The following is a 13,333-nucleotide window of genomic DNA, read 5'->3' on the forward strand; positions in this document are numbered from 1 at the left end:
ACTCCCGTGTCTTCGTTGATGTAGAGAGACTTTGTCCAGCTCTTGCCACCGTCGGTGGACTTGTAGAGCCCGCGCTCCGGGTTTGCGCCCCAGAGCTTGCCCAGCGCCGCGACATAGAGCGTGTTGGGGTCTTTGGGGTGCACCACGACACGCCCAATGTGCTGGGTCTTCTCCAAACCTAAGTGCTTCCAGGTCTTGCCCGCATCGTCGGACTTGTACATGCCGTAGCCCCAGGAGCTGCTCTGGCGGTTGTTGGCCTCGCCACTGCCCACATAGACAATATTCGGGTCGCTAGGCGCAATGGCAATATCGCCGATACTGCTGGTCTCGTAGCCATCGAAGATACTCTCAAACGTGGTGCCGTTGTTGCTGGTCTTGAAAATACCGCCTGCCGCCGTGGCGACATAGTAGGTCTTGGGGTCGGACTCCACCACTGCAAGGTCATCAATGCGCCCGCCCATGATCGCGGGGCCAATGTTGCGCCAGCTCAGATCCGTCAAGACAGGGTCGGTCTTGGTATCTTGTGCGAAGAGAGGGGAAGTAATGAGGCTTAAGCTAAGAATTGTCAAAGGGAGGAAATGGCATTTCATGCCGCGATTTTACCTGAAATATCCCTCCTCCCCCTACCCCTCCTCACAATCCTGGGAGGAGGGGGTATTATTTTTTGGATGCGCGTTAAAATTTGTGGAATTACGAACGTGGAAGATGCCTTGCTGGCCGCCGAGCTAGGAGCCGATGCGCTAGGCGTCATTGCCGTTCCGGAGACGCCTCGCTATGTGTCTGCAACAGTCGTTGCGCAGATCCGCGCCGTACTGCCGCCGTTCTTGCCGCTGGTCGTGGTGGCAAAAAATGCCCAGCAAGCCCAGGGCTACGAAAAGAGCGCGGATGCCTTCCAGCTCTACGACGGCCCACTGATTCCCGGCGCTCGCTGCGTCCGTGTGGTTCGGGTGCGCGACGACTCCAGCCTCGCCGCCGTCGCGCAGGCTGCCGCCGAGCTGGTAAGTGCGGTTCATCTCGATGCCTACCACGAGAAAGCCCTCGGCGGCGCGGGCGTCGCCTTCGACTGGAGCCTTGCCGTGGCCGCAAAAGCATCGCTTCAAGGCAAGCCTCTGATTCTCGCCGGTGGTCTCACCCCAGAGAATGTCGCGGAGGCGATTGCGCTGGTGCAGCCCTATGCCGTAGACATCTCATCGGGCGTGGAGGCGTTTCCGGGAAAGAAAGACCCGCAAAAGCTCCGCGACTTCATCGTGGCAGCGAAATCTGCCGGATAATAAGCCATGCGTATTGCGCCGTTTACCGAGTCTTGGTCAGATCCGCCGTATATCGAGCACCTAGGGCAGTTTGTACGCCTCGTGCCCACCAACCCAGCACGCGACAGCCTGGAGCTCTTTACCGCCGCTCATACAGGTGATTTTGAGGCCGTCTGGCGCTACATGACCCAGGGGCCATTTGAGAGTGAGATGGCATTTCGGCGCTATCTGGAGTCGCTTCAGAGCCGCGACGACTGGCAGCCGTACACCGTGCGGCGCCTGGACAACAGCGCGACTCTCGGGATGATCTCGGTGATGCGCATCGAGCCGCGCGATGGTGTTGCGGAGCTGGGGAGTATCTGGTACACCCCCAAAGCCCAGCGCACTGCTACCAATACCGAGACAATCTATCTCTTGCTCAAGCATCTCTTCGAAGCCTGTGACTACCGGCGCGTCGAGTGGAAGTGCGACTCTCGCAACGAGCGCAGCGCCGCCGCCGCCCGCCGCCTTGGCTTCGCGTATGAGGGCTGCTTCCGCCAGCACATGATCAGCAAGGGCGTCAGCCGCGACACGCTCTGGTTTGCGATGCTGGACGGCGAGTGGGAAGCAAAAAAAGCCCACTTCGAGCGCGTACTCTACTCGGGTGAGAGCGTCTCGCTGAGCGAGCTGAATGGAACTCCCCCCTAACCCCCGCCAGGCGGGGGGACAATAAGGAAATTCCCCTCCTCCCAGGATTGGGAGGAGGGGCAGGGGAGGAGGGTTAAAGCTCGATCGTGCCTTCGTAGACGAAGGCGGCGGGGCCGGTCATGTAGACGTGGTTGTTGATGCCCCACTGGATTCTAAGATCGCCGCCAGGGAGATGGACGAGCACATCGCGGCCCGTGAGGCCGTTGAGGTGCGCCGCCACTCCAACCGCACACGCACCGGTGCCACAGGCGAGGGTGGGGCCTGCGCCACGCTCCCAGATCTTCATGACAAGCTCATCGCGGCCCACGAGCTGGGCGGCATGGACATTGGTGCGCTTGGGAAACGCGGGGTGCGTCTCCAGCTTTGGCCCGACGCGCAAGATCAGCTCGTCAGTGGCTTGCTCGGGGAAGAAGACGATATGAGGGTTGCCCATGGAGACGCCCGTGATGTAGAGCACCTCGCCGTCTAGCTTCAGTGCCTCGTGGAGTACCGGGCCGGAAGGGCCTTCCATGGGGAGCTGGGCACGCTCTAGGCGCGGCTCGCCCATGTCCACACGCACTTGGGTGACCTTGCTGTCTTCAACCATCAAGTCGAGCATCATGATCCCGGCGAGTGTCTCGACAGAGATCTCTGTTTTGGCGGTCAGGCCGCTATCAAAAGCATACTTAGCAAAGCAGCGAATGCCATTGCCGCACATCTCCGCCTCACTGCCATCTGGGTTGAACATCCGCATGGCAAAGTCTGCCTTCTCGGAGGGGAGGACGGAGATCGTCCCATCCCCTCCAATTCCGAAGCGGCGGTCGCAGAGCTGCATCGCAGCGTCCTGGATCTGATCAATCGTCGGTGCACCCGGCTGGAGGTGATCGAAAACGGGGAAGTCGTTGCCGATCCCCTGCATCTTGACAAAACGAACCGTCACTCGGGGGCTTCCTCACTCACGGGGGCAGGCTCGCCTTCTATCGCCGGGCCATTCTCAGGGTGCAGGCGTACGGGGCGCATGGGGACAATACTGGTGACAGCACTCTTGTAAACGAGCTGTGTGGGGCGGCCCGGCGACTCCAGCAAGACGGTGAAGGCATCAAAGCCACGCACATGCCCACGGAGCTGCACCGAGTTGGTCAGGTAGATCGTTACCGCAATGTTATCCTTGCGAACCTGGTTCAGAAAGAGATCCTGAAGCGCTTGTGTTTTATTCATACGGATATCCCTATTTCCAGGCGCTCAGCTACGTCCTCTGCCGAGTCGCCCTCTTTAATATTAGTCCAGTTTACGGCTGGATCATTTCGAAACCACGAGAGCTGTCGTTTTGCGTAGCGCCGTGTGTCCCTCTTGATCATCGCGACTGTGTCCTCTAAGCTAACCTCGTCGCAGTGGAATTGTACCAGATGTCGGTAGCCGAGGCTTATCAAGCTCTTCGCATCACGGGGAACGCCTGAGTCGAGAAGCTGGCGCACTTCGGCGATAAAGCCCTCCGTCATCATCTGATCCACCCGCCGATCAATACGCTCATACAGCGCCTCACGCTCCCGATCCAGCCCGAGAATCTGCACGCCGGGCTTTAAGATGCCGTGCACGCCCTCCGGTGTGTGAAAGCTGCTCAGTGGCTGGCCCGTCACCTCGAAGACTTCGAGTGCCCGAATGATGCGCTTACCGTCACCCGGCTGAATCTTCGCCGCTGATGGGGGGTCTATCCCCGTGAGTTTCGCGTGAAGCCAGGGAGCCCCAAACTCCTCCACCTCCGCCCAGCGCGCCGCGCGGAACTCGGGCTGGGGAGCGGCGGCAGGAATCGAGAGCTCGGAGGTCACCGCACGGACGTAGAGCCCGGTGCCACCCAAAAGAATCGGCAGCTTCCCCCGAGAGCGAATCTCGGAGATCGCCGCACTCGCCAAGCGCTCAAAGTCCGTCATCGTGAAGTCGTCGGTGGGCTCCGCGACATCTATTAGGTGAAAGCGCACCCGCGCTTGTTCGTCTTGAGTGGGCTTGGCGGAGCCAATATCCAGCTTTTTATAGACCGCCACAGCATCGGCGCTGATCAGCTCTCCGTTCAGCCGCTCCGCCAGCGCGATTCCCACCGCCGTCTTTCCCACCGCCGTCGGCCCCACTAATGCAAGAAGTTTTTCCACGCAAGCAGTATATCGGTACAATAGCGCCATGGAATCCGCAAAGCCGCAGGCCCTTGCCTACGTCCCCGACCCCGACGACCTCACCCAGATCGAGCGCGATCTACGCTTTCACCCCGCCACGACCCCAGAGCCAAAGGCGCTATCTCTCTCGCAGCTCGCGCACTACAACCAGCACGGCTACATCCGCCCCGTCCCGATCTTCACCAACGGCGAAATCTCCGCGCTCCGTGCCCGCTTCGACGACGTGCTTGCCCAGACCCTCGCCTCCGGCGGAAGCAGCTACTCCATTGCCACGGCGCACCGAAAGCACGCCTTCGTCTACGATATTCTCAAGCACCCCAAGATAATCGCGGCGGTCTGCGATATCCTCGGCCCCGACGTGATTGGCTGGGGCGCGCACTTCTTCTGCAAGCTGCCCCACGACGGCAAGAAAGTGGACTGGCACCAAGACGCCGTGTTCTGGCCACTGACCCCGAGCAAAACCGTCACCGTCTGGCTGGCCATCGACGACGCCGACCCCGAGAACGCCAACATGCGCTTCATCCCCGGCTCGCACGTCCACGGCCCTGTGATGCACCTGCCCTCCAGCGCCGCCGAGGACAACGTCCTCAACCTGAAAATCGAAAACGCCGAGCAGTTCGGCGACACCCCCGTAGACGATAGCCTCAAAGCGGGCGAAGCCTCCCTCCACTCGGATTTATTGCTCCACGGCTCCGAGCCCAATACTTCGGGCCGCCGCCGCTGCGGCCTCACCCTCCGCTACTGCGCCGCTGAGGTAAAAGCCCATCTCGGCTGGGACGACAAAGGAATCGTCGTGGCGGGAGAAGATCGGGCAGGCAACTGGAAAAACGCGGCACGGCCAGAGTAAGCTTCTGCAGAAAACTATACCATGGAATATTTGCAACGAAACGTCGAAACATTCGAAGAAATATTGAAAGACCTACAATTTATGGGGCCTTGTCTTGGGATCATTCTTATGGATGGTTCGAAAATTGGTATTTTTGAAGACTGGATAAAAGAACGGGATTTTGAGGGGATTGATAAGAACATAGTGCTAGTCACAGATCAGGTTGTCTTTGCAAGCATTTCTCAAAATGAAGTGAAGGCGTTTTTATTGGGTTGTCACTATATAAGTATGGATTCTGATAGAGGGGCCAAATATATCTTTGGCAAGAGTTTGGCAAAATATCGGGAATCGGCTAAGGGGGAATAGGGAGGCCCATTCATGGGTCTTGCCGCAACAGCGGGCCGCTTTAGCCGCCCGTCCCCAAAACGCCATGCGTCAGGTAAAATGGGCGGCATGGTGATCATTGAAGTAACCTCGACCGTGCATCCCGACAAGCGCGATGCGGCTCTGGAAGCCATGCGCGTGATGGGAGTCGAGACCCGCAAAGAGCCGGGTTGCCTGCACTACCGTTTTTATCAGGACATAGACGACCCCAATACGTTCTTTGTCTACGAGCGCTGGAGCGACGGCGCGGCGCTGGATGCCCACATGAAGACCCCGCACATGGATACGTTTCGCAAGCTCGTGCCACCTGCCGTGGTCGGCCAGCCGATCTTTGCTCGCTATGATCTGGAGGATATATAAACTATGAACCGACGAAGTCTACTCACGGGCGCTGCGGCGCTCACTGCATCGGCTGCCCTAGCGCAGCAACAAGAGAAGGGTAGTGCCTTCGACCGCTACAGCCCTGGCGCGGCGGTGATCCGCTACCCTGATCCCGATATTATCGCACTCGACAAGCGCTACGAGCCTCTCATGATCGGCAACACCCCGATTCAGCGGCTCCATACCGGCTCAATGTGGGCGGAGGGCGTGCTCTGGCATAGTGTCGGGCGCTACGTGCTCTGGTCGGACATTCCCAACTCCCTCCACCGCCGCTGGCTCTGGGAGGACGGCCATACGTCGGTGATCCGCGACTCCAACAACTCCAACGGCAACACGCTGGACCGAGAGGGGCGGCTTATCTCGTTTGAGCACCTCACCCGCCGCGTCGCCCGCCACGAGCACAACGGGAGCATCACGGTTCTGGCTGACAAGTTCAACGGCAAGCCCTTCAACGCTCCCAACGACGGCGCCGTCCACCCCGATGGTGGTATCTGGTTCACCGATCCCGGCTACGGTTCGATGGGCTACTACGAGGGAATGAAAGGGCCGCTAGAGCTCAAAGAGGCTGTCTATCGCATTGACCCGAACACGCTCAAGGTCGAGAAAGTCACCGACGAGCCCACGAAGCCCAATGGACTCTGCTTCTCGCCGGACTACAAGAAGCTCTATATCGCCGACACGGGCGATCCACACTGCATCTGGGTCTTTGATGTGCAGAGCGGCAATAAGCTGGGCAAGGCAAAAGAGTTTGCTAAGATGACGATGGATCTTAATGGCAAGAAAGTCACGGGCAACGCCGATGGTATCCGCTGCGACACCGAGGGAAATCTCTGGGCATCCGCAGGCTGGGTCGGAGCGGGCTTCGATGGCGTCCACACCTTCGCCCCCGACGGCACGCGCATCGGCCAGATTCTCCTCCCCGAGATTGGCTCGAACCTCTGCTTCGGCGGCTCCAAGCGCAACCGGCTGTTTATCACCGCAGGCCAGTCGCTCTACGCGGTCTACGTCAACGCACAGGGCGCTCACTGGTGCTAAACTAAACTCGCCCCCCCTTCGCTTGCCGGAGGGGGGGGCGAGCCCCAGCGAGCCGGGGGAGGTTAAAAAGTCGGGGGCTTAATCCAGCAGGCTCAGCACATCCGCGGTGTCGGTGAGGGCCTGGTCGAAGGCGGCGATGACTTTCTCGATCTGCTCGTCGGTGATAACCAGCGGCGGCTGGACGCGCATGATCTTGGTGTTGTTGAGCGTGTAGGCCACTACCACGCCGTTCTCCACTAGTGAGCCAATCGTGAGCTTTTGAATGTCGGAATCGGAGAACTCCACTCCGATCATCAGACCACGCCCTCGCACGTCCATGACGAGCTCGGGGTGCTTGGTCTGAATTCCCTTGAGCCCTGCCAGAAGTTTCTCGCCCTTGGTGCGTGCCTGCTCCGCGAGGTTCTCCTCACGCATGATGGTCAATGCCATGATTCCCGCCACGCACGCCGCTTCGTTGCCGCCAAACGTGCTGGTGTGCAGATACGGGTTCTCACGGAAAACCGCGTCCCAGACTTTGGGGGTTCCGATAATCGCGCCCACTGGCATCACGCCCCCGCCGAGCGACTTTGCGAGCGTCATGATGTCCGGCGCCACCCCTTCCCAGTCACAGGCGAAGAACTTCCCGGTGCGACACAGACCCGTCTGGACTTCGTCGAGGATGAGCAGTGCGCCGTGCTTGTCCGCGAGCTCTCGGGCGGCTTTTAAGTAGCCATCGGGGGGAATCCGAATCCCATTCTCGCCTTGGATCGGCTCCAGCAAGATCGCCGCCGTTTCATCGTCGATTGCAGCAGTGAGAGCAGCCGTATCGCCAAAGGGAACGTGAACGAAGCCGGGGAGCATCGGAGCGAAGGGGGCTTTGTAGCTATCACGGCCCGAGGCGCTGAGGGCGCCCAGGGTCTTGCCGTGATACGAGCCCTCGGCGGAGATAATCTTGGTGCGGCCTGTTGTCATGCGAGCGAACTTGATCGCCCCTTCGAGGGCCTCGGCGCCGGAGTTGCAGATAAAGCTGTACTGCAAGTCGCCGGGGGTAAGCTCAGCAAGCAGCGCTGCTAAATCGGCGAGGGGCTTGTTTAAGAATGTCTTGGACGAGAGCGGGAGGCGCTGCATCTGCTCGGTCACGGCGGCCACGACGCGTGGGTTGGCGTGGCCTAGGGAGAACGTTCCGTAGCCGCCCAGACAGTCAATGTACTCGGTGCCATGGACATCCGTGAGAGTGGCACCCGTGCCGCTCCACTCCACTTTATCAAAGCCTGCGATCTTTAAAAGCGCGAGGGCGGTAGGGTTGACGAATTTTTGGTACTTGTCCGCGACATCGGCGGTGAGGGCATCTGGATCCATACTCATTATGATACCCGACGGTAAAATAGGTACGAAAAAACAAAAGGCCTGCGCAACAAGCGCAGGCCCTAAAAAGAGAAGACTTGAGGATTAGTCTTCCTCGGAATCCTCTGGGTCATCGCCGATCTCAATCCCATCAATATCATCCACCGAGAGCTCTTCTTCTTCCAGCTCTGCGAGCGAGATCTCGTCGCGCTCTTCTTCGGCTTCTTCCTCTTTGTCCAGCTCTGCCAGGCGCAGCAGATTCGCGGCCTGAGCGGCAGCGGTGCTGGACTTGGAGCGAGCGTGGTCGGAGACGAAGTTGACATTGACCTGGGCGTACCAGTTCGGAATCGAAGGAATCGGAATGCCCGTGGACGAGCAACGGACTTCTTTTACTTCGTGCTCGTCGGCTTCCAAAAGGTCTACAGTTTCTTTACTCATAGTTTTTATTATAGGTCGGTCGGTCTGCGTGGCTTATTGGACTGTGGCGCGGCTGCGGGCGGAAGGAAGCCGTTGATCAGCATCAACGCACCTGCCACCAGATAGAGCACCCACTCGTAGCCCCGGTGCGGACGGCCCGGGTCGAAGACCATCTTGCCCTGCAAGAGAAATCCCGCTATTCCAATTCCCAGCAAGATAATGCCAAGCAGGTTAAACGAGTTCCACCAGCGAATCTGTTTCATGATCGCCTCATTCGTCCCAGTTTATCACAAGGAGTTCTTTCATGCACCTACGCGCTCAAGCCCCGGTTCGTCTTGATTTTGGCGGAGCCTGGACCGATGTGGATCTCTACGCGCAAGAGTTTGGCGGCGCGGTTTTCAATGCCACCATCAATCACTACGTCACCGGCGAGCAAAATGTTACCGACGAAGGCCTGCAAGTTCGCTACGGCTTTGAGCTTCCCACGGGCTCCGGGCTAGGAACCTCGGCGGCGCTCAATGTCTGCTGGTTCGGCCTGATCGGCGGAAAAACAGACCCCGATCGGTGCAGAGTCGCGGAGCAAGCCTACGGTTTAGAAGCGCTGCTCGGCATTCTCGGAGGCCGCCAAGACCAATACGCGGCGGCCTTTGGCGGCTTCAATCTCATGCGCTTCGGCGGCGGTTCAAACGTCGAGGTTGAGCAGGTTGCCCTTGTGCCCGACGTTGTTACCACACTCGAAAAACGTAGCGTCTTAGTCTACACCGGGACGCCGCGCCTCTCAGGCAACATCCACGAGAATGTCTGGGGTGGCTTTCGCAGCGGGCGCAGAGAGACCGTCGCCGCGTTCCACGGTTTAAAAGAAGTCGGTCTCGCCCTGCCCGAGGCGCTGAAGTCGGGGGATTTTGCGGCATTTGCGGCGCTTCTCGCACAGAACTGGGAGCATCAAAAGAATCTCGATCCCAGTGTCTCCAACGCCCAGATCGAGAAGCTCTTTGCCGTTGCTGAATCGGCAGGAGCTATCGGCGGCAAAGCCTGCGGCGCAGGCGGCGGCGGTTGTCTGTATTTCGTCACCGAAGAAGGCACACAGCTCGCCGTCGTCAATGCCCTCGTCGCTGCCGGGGCTCGCTACATCCCATTTCAGTTCGAGAGTGCGGGGCTGCAGGTCGCCGCCGATTGAAAATCGGCGTCTGCAGTGGCGCAAGCGCCGCAAAGCCCGTTCCGGGCTGGGGAACTGAGGGGAAGTTTGGGGTGATGAGATGCGAATAAGAGTACCTTGGTTGGGAATTCTTGCCGTGGCGAATGTCGTTTTGTGTGGCTGGTCTCTCGTGAGCTATCTTCACCTGAACCTACGTGTTACTCTTGCCAATGATCAGACGCGGCGTATCGTGGTACATCGTGACCAGGCACTGGCTTTGAAAAAGGAAGATGGGATTGGTTCCCTCTGGTGGATTGTCAACGAGTACCCATCAGGAACAAAGCAGATCAAGGGCTCAGTGCTGGATCAGATGGTGGAGCGCCAGCGAGCCGCTGCCGTTCATGAAGTACTAGCCCATCTGCGCAAAGAGACAGGCCAGAACTTCGGCGATGACCCCAATGTCTGGATCGCCAAGTACACTAAAAACTAATCCCACTCCCAGCCCGGCACGGGCTTTGCGGCGCGGAGCGCCACCCAGACGCCTCGTTCACGGGGCGGTAAAATGGCGCGAGGAAAAAGCATGGATATTTCGAGAAACGATTCAGTGGTGCAGGATGCCATCTTGGTGATTCACGGGGGCGCGGGGACGATCCTTGAGGAGAATCTTACGCCGGAGCGTGAGGCGCTCTGTCATGCGGGGCTACGTGCGGCGCTGGAGCGGGGTTATGAACTCTGGAAGGGCGGTGCCGATGCGCTGACCATCGTCGAGCAGACCGTGCGGGTTCTCGAAGATGATCCGATCTTCAATGCGGGGCGGGGGGCGGTGCTCAATGACCAGGGAATCGCAGAGCTGGACGCCTCGATCATGCGCGGGATTGACCGAATGTCAGGCGCGATCACGGGGGTTACGACTATCAAAAATCCCATCTCGCTGGCCCGCGCGGTTTTAGAGAAGACTCCGTTTGTCTTTCTCTCGGGCCTCGGAGCGGAGGAGCTGGCGGCGACTCTGGACGAGATCGAGCAAGTCGGGCAGGAGTATTTCTTCACCCAGGAGCGCTGGAATCAGCTCCAGGCGCAGCGCAAGACCAACTCCGTCTCACTCTCGGAGGACAATAAGTTCGGAACGGTGGGGGCCGTGGCGCGCTGCAAAGAAAATCACCTCGCGGCGGCTACCAGCACGGGCGGGATGACCAACAAGCGCCACGGGCGTATCGGCGACAGTCCGGTGATTGGAGCGGGAACCTGGGCCGAGGATGCTACCTGCGCTATTTCTGCCACGGGCCACGGGGAGTTTTTCATCCGCGCTGCGGTCGCCCATGAGATCTCCGCCCGAATGCGCCACGCCAGAGAATCGCTCGGAGTCGCGGCCAACGCGGTGATTCATGGCGAGCTGGAAGCAGGAACGGGCGGTGTGATTGCGCTCGCGGCCAGCGGCGAGGCGGCGCTTCCCTTCAACACGGCAGGAATGTACCGAGGGGTGATCGCCGCCGACGGAACAATCGCGACGGCGATCTACGGGAGACGATAAACCCGTCCTAAAAAACGATATAGCTGCCATCGGTGCGAAGCACACCGACCCCGATGGTTTGCTCCCCTGGTGTACCAGGTGGCTTCAAACTAATTTCGAACCTATCCAGCTTCGACCAGTCCGGTGTTCCTAGAGAGTCCAGTTCTTTGCTACTGACATCGAAGGAGAAGCGAACGTAGAGAGAGAGACGCTCGCGGAGCTTCTCGGGCAGAGTAGACAGCTTCATCTCCAGGAACTCGCCGCGCTCACGGGCCTTCTTCTGTTGTGGCGTGAGGGAGTCTAAAACGTCACCCATCAGCTCCGCCGAGAGCGTCCGGCGTGCAACCAGATCGGGCGGTAGGTTCTGTCCCTCAAAATTCTCCCGTGTTGCCTGCCTTGGGCTTCGCTTCAGGTTAATCTCTGGTGTCGCGTTGAAAAGCCTCCCTACAGCCTCCATTAGAGTAGGGATACGAATCTGAGGAGCACACACAACCACACGCTGTGTGGCGATCTCGGGCGAGATACGAACGGGGTGTCCGGCTTTTGTCAGCTCTCTGCCAAGCATTTGTAATGAAACAGCAGTCGTCTCAATACCATATTCTGGCAGGTCTGCAATCAGTGACTCCAAACCTTTGGGGAGAAATACCTGCGCTTTACCTTCGCGTTGCCAAGCAAAAGGATACCCTGGTTTTGACTCCTCTTGTCGTATCCCCGCTCCGTTTTGGCGTCTTAGTAGGTAAACCCCGTTACTGAATTCACTGATATACTTATTTGCTGTGCATAAATTTTTTAAGGCTGCATTTAACGAAACTTCAGAGAGTGATTTTGGATCTACTGAAAATGTCAGACCTGCATAGGTATCTGCAATGATCGCTACTTTGTGTTTTTCAGATAGAAATTGAATTGCTTTAGTAAATTTACTTTCTGGCACGACTGAGGGGGCATCAGGTATCTGCCAGGTGCAGAGGATTGCTATTGGTGTTAAAAAAACCATGGTAAGGAGATTTCCTATTGTTCCCTATCAGGCGGGGGGTAGGGGGGCTCCCCCCCGCCCGTCGGGAGCTAGAGGGCGGGTTTCAGTGCTTCGCGAATTCGCCCGATGGCTTCGGTGACGCGCTCACCGGCTTTGTCTCCGGCAATCGTGAGGCTCATGCGGACGTACTTATCGCCGTACTCGCCGTAGCCGACACCGGGAATGACCAAGACGCCTGCTTTTTCCAGTAGCAGCTTGGAGAAGCTCATGGAGTCGTGGCCCTCGGGGACGGGAATCCAGACAAAGAAGCCCGCCTTGGGGTAGGGCAGGTTCCAGCCCAAGGAGTTCAGTCCGTCGATGAGCAGCTTGCGCCGCGTGTCGTAGAGCGCCAGGGTCTCGGAGTTATCGGCGTTGAGCAGCGCCCAGCCCGCGGCGCGGGAGATCGCGGAGAACTGCTTGGAGTCGATGTTGCTCTTCATCTTATTGAGGCTCGCGATGGCATCGGCGTTGCCCACCGCAAAACCGATGCGCCAGCCGGTCATGTTGAAGGTCTTCGAGAGCGAGTGCGTCTCTATGGCGACATCTTTTGCACCCTCTGCTTGCAGAATGGACGGCGGACGGTAGCCATCGTAGCCGACCTCGGCGTAGGCGCAGTCGTTGCAGATCAGCAGGTCGTACTCCTTGGCGAAGCGCACGGCCTCCTCAAAGAACGAGAGCGGAGCCGTTGCTCCGGTGGGGTTGTGCGGATAGTTCAGGAAGAGCAGCTTGGCTTTTTTGGCCGTCTCGCTAGGGATCGCCGTGAGATCGGGGATAAAGTTGTTCTCCGCAGTGAGGGGCATCGCGTAGGGCACGCCGCCTGCGAGCAGTGTCTGCACCTTGGGAACCGTGTAGTTCGGGTTCGGGATCAGCGCGATATCGCCGGGATTGATGTAGGCCCAGCACAGGTGCGCAAGGCCCTCTTTGGAGCCAATCAGCAGCACAATCTCCGATTTCGGGTCGAGCGAGACACCATAGCGGTTCGCAAACCACTGGCACGCCGCCACGGTCAGCCCTGGATCGCCCTGGTCGGACTCATCGTAGCGATGGGTCTCGGGGTCTTGGGCAAACTCGTAGAGCTTGTCAATAATCGGCTGCGGCGTCGGCTGGTCGGGGTCACCGATACCAAAATCAATCAGGTCTTTACCCTCAGAGCGGGCCTTGGCCTTGAGGCGAGCAATCTCACCAAATAAATACGGGGGGATTAAATCCAGTCGGGAAGCACGTTGTGGCAT

Annotated in this window: 18 protein-coding genes; 9 read left to right on the plus strand and 9 right to left on the minus strand. The window is 58.9% G+C overall.

Annotation, left to right across the window (positions count from 1 at the left end):
• Window positions 1-590, minus strand: a 590-nt coding sequence (locus tag AC1XOS_RS12365) for a WD40/YVTN/BNR-like repeat-containing protein (protein ID WP_481962528.1), incomplete at its 3' end; no start/stop codon positions are given.
• A gap of 78 nt (window positions 591-668) precedes the next feature.
• Here AC1XOS_RS12365 and AC1XOS_RS12370 point away from each other — a divergent pair.
• Together AC1XOS_RS12370 and AC1XOS_RS12375 are read left to right on the plus strand one after the other, a co-directional pair.
• Window positions 669-1,271 (plus strand): phosphoribosylanthranilate isomerase, encoded by a 603-nt coding sequence (locus tag AC1XOS_RS12370; RefSeq protein WP_481962529.1) that lies wholly within the window; start codon window positions 669-671, stop codon window positions 1,269-1,271.
• Window positions 1,272-1,277: 6 nt separating this feature from the next.
• The gene (locus tag AC1XOS_RS12375; protein WP_481962530.1) at window positions 1,278-1,937 is read left to right on the plus strand and encodes a GNAT family N-acetyltransferase; all 660 of its coding nucleotides are present in this window, start codon (window positions 1,278-1,280) and stop codon (window positions 1,935-1,937) included.
• Window positions 1,938-2,010: 73 nt separating this feature from the next.
• Here the strand turns inward: AC1XOS_RS12375 and dapF are convergent, their stop codons facing one another.
• From dapF to miaA, 3 genes are read right to left on the minus strand one after another with little or no spacing between them, the layout of a single operon-like run.
• Complete coding sequence (dapF, locus tag AC1XOS_RS12380; RefSeq protein WP_481962531.1) at window positions 2,011-2,856, minus strand: diaminopimelate epimerase; 846 nt, start codon at window positions 2,854-2,856, stop codon at window positions 2,011-2,013.
• On the minus strand, window positions 2,853-3,134 hold the full coding sequence (hfq, locus tag AC1XOS_RS12385; protein WP_481962532.1) for an RNA chaperone Hfq: 282 nt from the start codon (window positions 3,132-3,134) through the stop codon (window positions 2,853-2,855). The genes dapF and hfq overlap by 4 nt, the downstream gene beginning before the upstream one ends.
• The gene (gene miaA / locus AC1XOS_RS12390) at window positions 3,131-4,060 is read right to left on the minus strand and encodes a tRNA (adenosine(37)-N6)-dimethylallyltransferase MiaA (RefSeq protein ID WP_481962533.1); all 930 of its coding nucleotides are present in this window, start codon (window positions 4,058-4,060) and stop codon (window positions 3,131-3,133) included. Before miaA ends, hfq begins: the two co-directional genes overlap by 4 nt.
• A gap of 28 nt (window positions 4,061-4,088) precedes the next feature.
• On the opposite strand from miaA, the gene AC1XOS_RS12395 reads away from it, so the two are divergent.
• From AC1XOS_RS12395 to AC1XOS_RS12410, 4 genes are all read left to right on the plus strand, one after another.
• On the plus strand, window positions 4,089-4,928 hold the full coding sequence (locus AC1XOS_RS12395; protein ID WP_481962534.1) for a phytanoyl-CoA dioxygenase family protein: 840 nt from the start codon (window positions 4,089-4,091) through the stop codon (window positions 4,926-4,928).
• Between the two features lie 21 nt (window positions 4,929-4,949).
• A complete protein-coding gene (locus tag AC1XOS_RS12400; protein ID WP_481962535.1) occupies window positions 4,950-5,273 on the plus strand; it encodes a hypothetical protein in 324 nt (107 codons plus the stop codon).
• An 87-nt stretch (window positions 5,274-5,360) separates the two neighbouring features.
• Window positions 5,361-5,651 (plus strand): putative quinol monooxygenase, encoded by a 291-nt coding sequence (locus AC1XOS_RS12405; protein WP_481962536.1) that lies wholly within the window; start codon window positions 5,361-5,363, stop codon window positions 5,649-5,651.
• Between the two features lie 3 nt (window positions 5,652-5,654).
• Window positions 5,655-6,707 (plus strand): SMP-30/gluconolactonase/LRE family protein, encoded by a 1,053-nt coding sequence (locus tag AC1XOS_RS12410; RefSeq protein WP_481962537.1) that lies wholly within the window; start codon window positions 5,655-5,657, stop codon window positions 6,705-6,707.
• 78 nt (window positions 6,708-6,785) lie between these two features.
• Here the strand turns inward: AC1XOS_RS12410 and AC1XOS_RS12415 are convergent, their stop codons facing one another.
• From AC1XOS_RS12415 to AC1XOS_RS12425, 3 genes are all read right to left on the minus strand, one after another.
• Complete coding sequence (locus AC1XOS_RS12415) at window positions 6,786-8,045, minus strand: aspartate aminotransferase family protein (protein ID WP_481962538.1); 1,260 nt, start codon at window positions 8,043-8,045, stop codon at window positions 6,786-6,788.
• A 90-nt stretch (window positions 8,046-8,135) separates the two neighbouring features.
• Window positions 8,136-8,468 (minus strand): hypothetical protein, encoded by a 333-nt coding sequence (locus tag AC1XOS_RS12420; RefSeq protein WP_481962539.1) that lies wholly within the window; start codon window positions 8,466-8,468, stop codon window positions 8,136-8,138.
• Window positions 8,469-8,476: 8 nt separating this feature from the next.
• A complete protein-coding gene (locus AC1XOS_RS12425; RefSeq protein ID WP_481962540.1) occupies window positions 8,477-8,710 on the minus strand; it encodes a hypothetical protein in 234 nt (77 codons plus the stop codon).
• Between the two features lie 41 nt (window positions 8,711-8,751).
• On the opposite strand from AC1XOS_RS12425, the gene AC1XOS_RS12430 reads away from it, so the two are divergent.
• The 3 genes from AC1XOS_RS12430 (at window position 8,752) to AC1XOS_RS12440 (ending at window position 11,110) form a co-directional block, all read left to right on the plus strand.
• On the plus strand, window positions 8,752-9,624 hold the full coding sequence (locus AC1XOS_RS12430) for a GHMP family kinase ATP-binding protein (RefSeq protein WP_481962541.1): 873 nt from the start codon (window positions 8,752-8,754) through the stop codon (window positions 9,622-9,624).
• A gap of 79 nt (window positions 9,625-9,703) precedes the next feature.
• Entirely contained in the window at window positions 9,704-10,072 is a 369-nt protein-coding gene (locus tag AC1XOS_RS12435; protein WP_481962542.1) for a hypothetical protein, read from the plus strand.
• A gap of 90 nt (window positions 10,073-10,162) precedes the next feature.
• Window positions 10,163-11,110 carry an isoaspartyl peptidase/L-asparaginase family protein gene (locus AC1XOS_RS12440; RefSeq protein ID WP_481962543.1) on the plus strand — a complete coding sequence of 316 codons (948 nt, stop codon included), beginning with the start codon at window positions 10,163-10,165 and terminating at the stop codon, window positions 11,108-11,110.
• Between the two features lie 7 nt (window positions 11,111-11,117).
• Here the strand turns inward: AC1XOS_RS12440 and AC1XOS_RS12445 are convergent, their stop codons facing one another.
• Together AC1XOS_RS12445 and AC1XOS_RS12450 are read right to left on the minus strand one after the other, a co-directional pair.
• Window positions 11,118-12,083, minus strand: coding sequence for a hypothetical protein (locus AC1XOS_RS12445; RefSeq protein WP_481962544.1), 966 nt, complete (start codon window positions 12,081-12,083; stop codon window positions 11,118-11,120).
• A gap of 68 nt (window positions 12,084-12,151) precedes the next feature.
• Complete coding sequence (locus tag AC1XOS_RS12450; RefSeq protein WP_481962545.1) at window positions 12,152-13,333, minus strand: LL-diaminopimelate aminotransferase; 1,182 nt, start codon at window positions 13,331-13,333, stop codon at window positions 12,152-12,154.

Source organism: Armatimonas sp. (genome assembly GCF_964826245.1).

Bases quoted from the DNA above. Each gene is read 5' to 3' on its own strand.
- AC1XOS_RS12370 (WP_481962529.1), top strand. From the start codon at position 669: ATGCGCGTTAAAATTTGTGGAATTACGAACGTGGAAGATGCCTTGCTG.
- AC1XOS_RS12375 (WP_481962530.1), top strand. From the start codon at position 1,278: ATGCGTATTGCGCCGTTTACCGAGTCTTGGTCAGATCCGCCGTATATC.
- hfq (WP_481962532.1), bottom strand. From the start codon at position 3,134: ATGAATAAAACACAAGCGCTTCAGGATCTCTTTCTGAACCAGGTTCGC.
- AC1XOS_RS12395 (WP_481962534.1), top strand. From the start codon at position 4,089: ATGGAATCCGCAAAGCCGCAGGCCCTTGCCTACGTCCCCGACCCCGAC.
- AC1XOS_RS12400 (WP_481962535.1), top strand. From the start codon at position 4,950: ATGGAATATTTGCAACGAAACGTCGAAACATTCGAAGAAATATTGAAA.
- AC1XOS_RS12405 (WP_481962536.1), top strand. From the start codon at position 5,361: ATGGTGATCATTGAAGTAACCTCGACCGTGCATCCCGACAAGCGCGAT.
- AC1XOS_RS12410 (WP_481962537.1), top strand. From the start codon at position 5,655: ATGAACCGACGAAGTCTACTCACGGGCGCTGCGGCGCTCACTGCATCG.
- AC1XOS_RS12415 (WP_481962538.1), bottom strand. From the start codon at position 8,045: ATGGATCCAGATGCCCTCACCGCCGATGTCGCGGACAAGTACCAAAAA.
- AC1XOS_RS12420 (WP_481962539.1), bottom strand. From the start codon at position 8,468: ATGAGTAAAGAAACTGTAGACCTTTTGGAAGCCGACGAGCACGAAGTA.
- AC1XOS_RS12425 (WP_481962540.1), bottom strand. From the start codon at position 8,710: ATGAAACAGATTCGCTGGTGGAACTCGTTTAACCTGCTTGGCATTATC.
- AC1XOS_RS12430 (WP_481962541.1), top strand. From the start codon at position 8,752: ATGCACCTACGCGCTCAAGCCCCGGTTCGTCTTGATTTTGGCGGAGCC.
- AC1XOS_RS12435 (WP_481962542.1), top strand. From the start codon at position 9,704: ATGCGAATAAGAGTACCTTGGTTGGGAATTCTTGCCGTGGCGAATGTC.
- AC1XOS_RS12440 (WP_481962543.1), top strand. From the start codon at position 10,163: ATGGATATTTCGAGAAACGATTCAGTGGTGCAGGATGCCATCTTGGTG.
- AC1XOS_RS12445 (WP_481962544.1), bottom strand. From the start codon at position 12,083: ATGGTTTTTTTAACACCAATAGCAATCCTCTGCACCTGGCAGATACCT.
- AC1XOS_RS12450 (WP_481962545.1), bottom strand. From the start codon at position 13,333: ATGCCACAACGTGCTTCCCGACTGGATTTAATCCCCCCGTATTTATTT.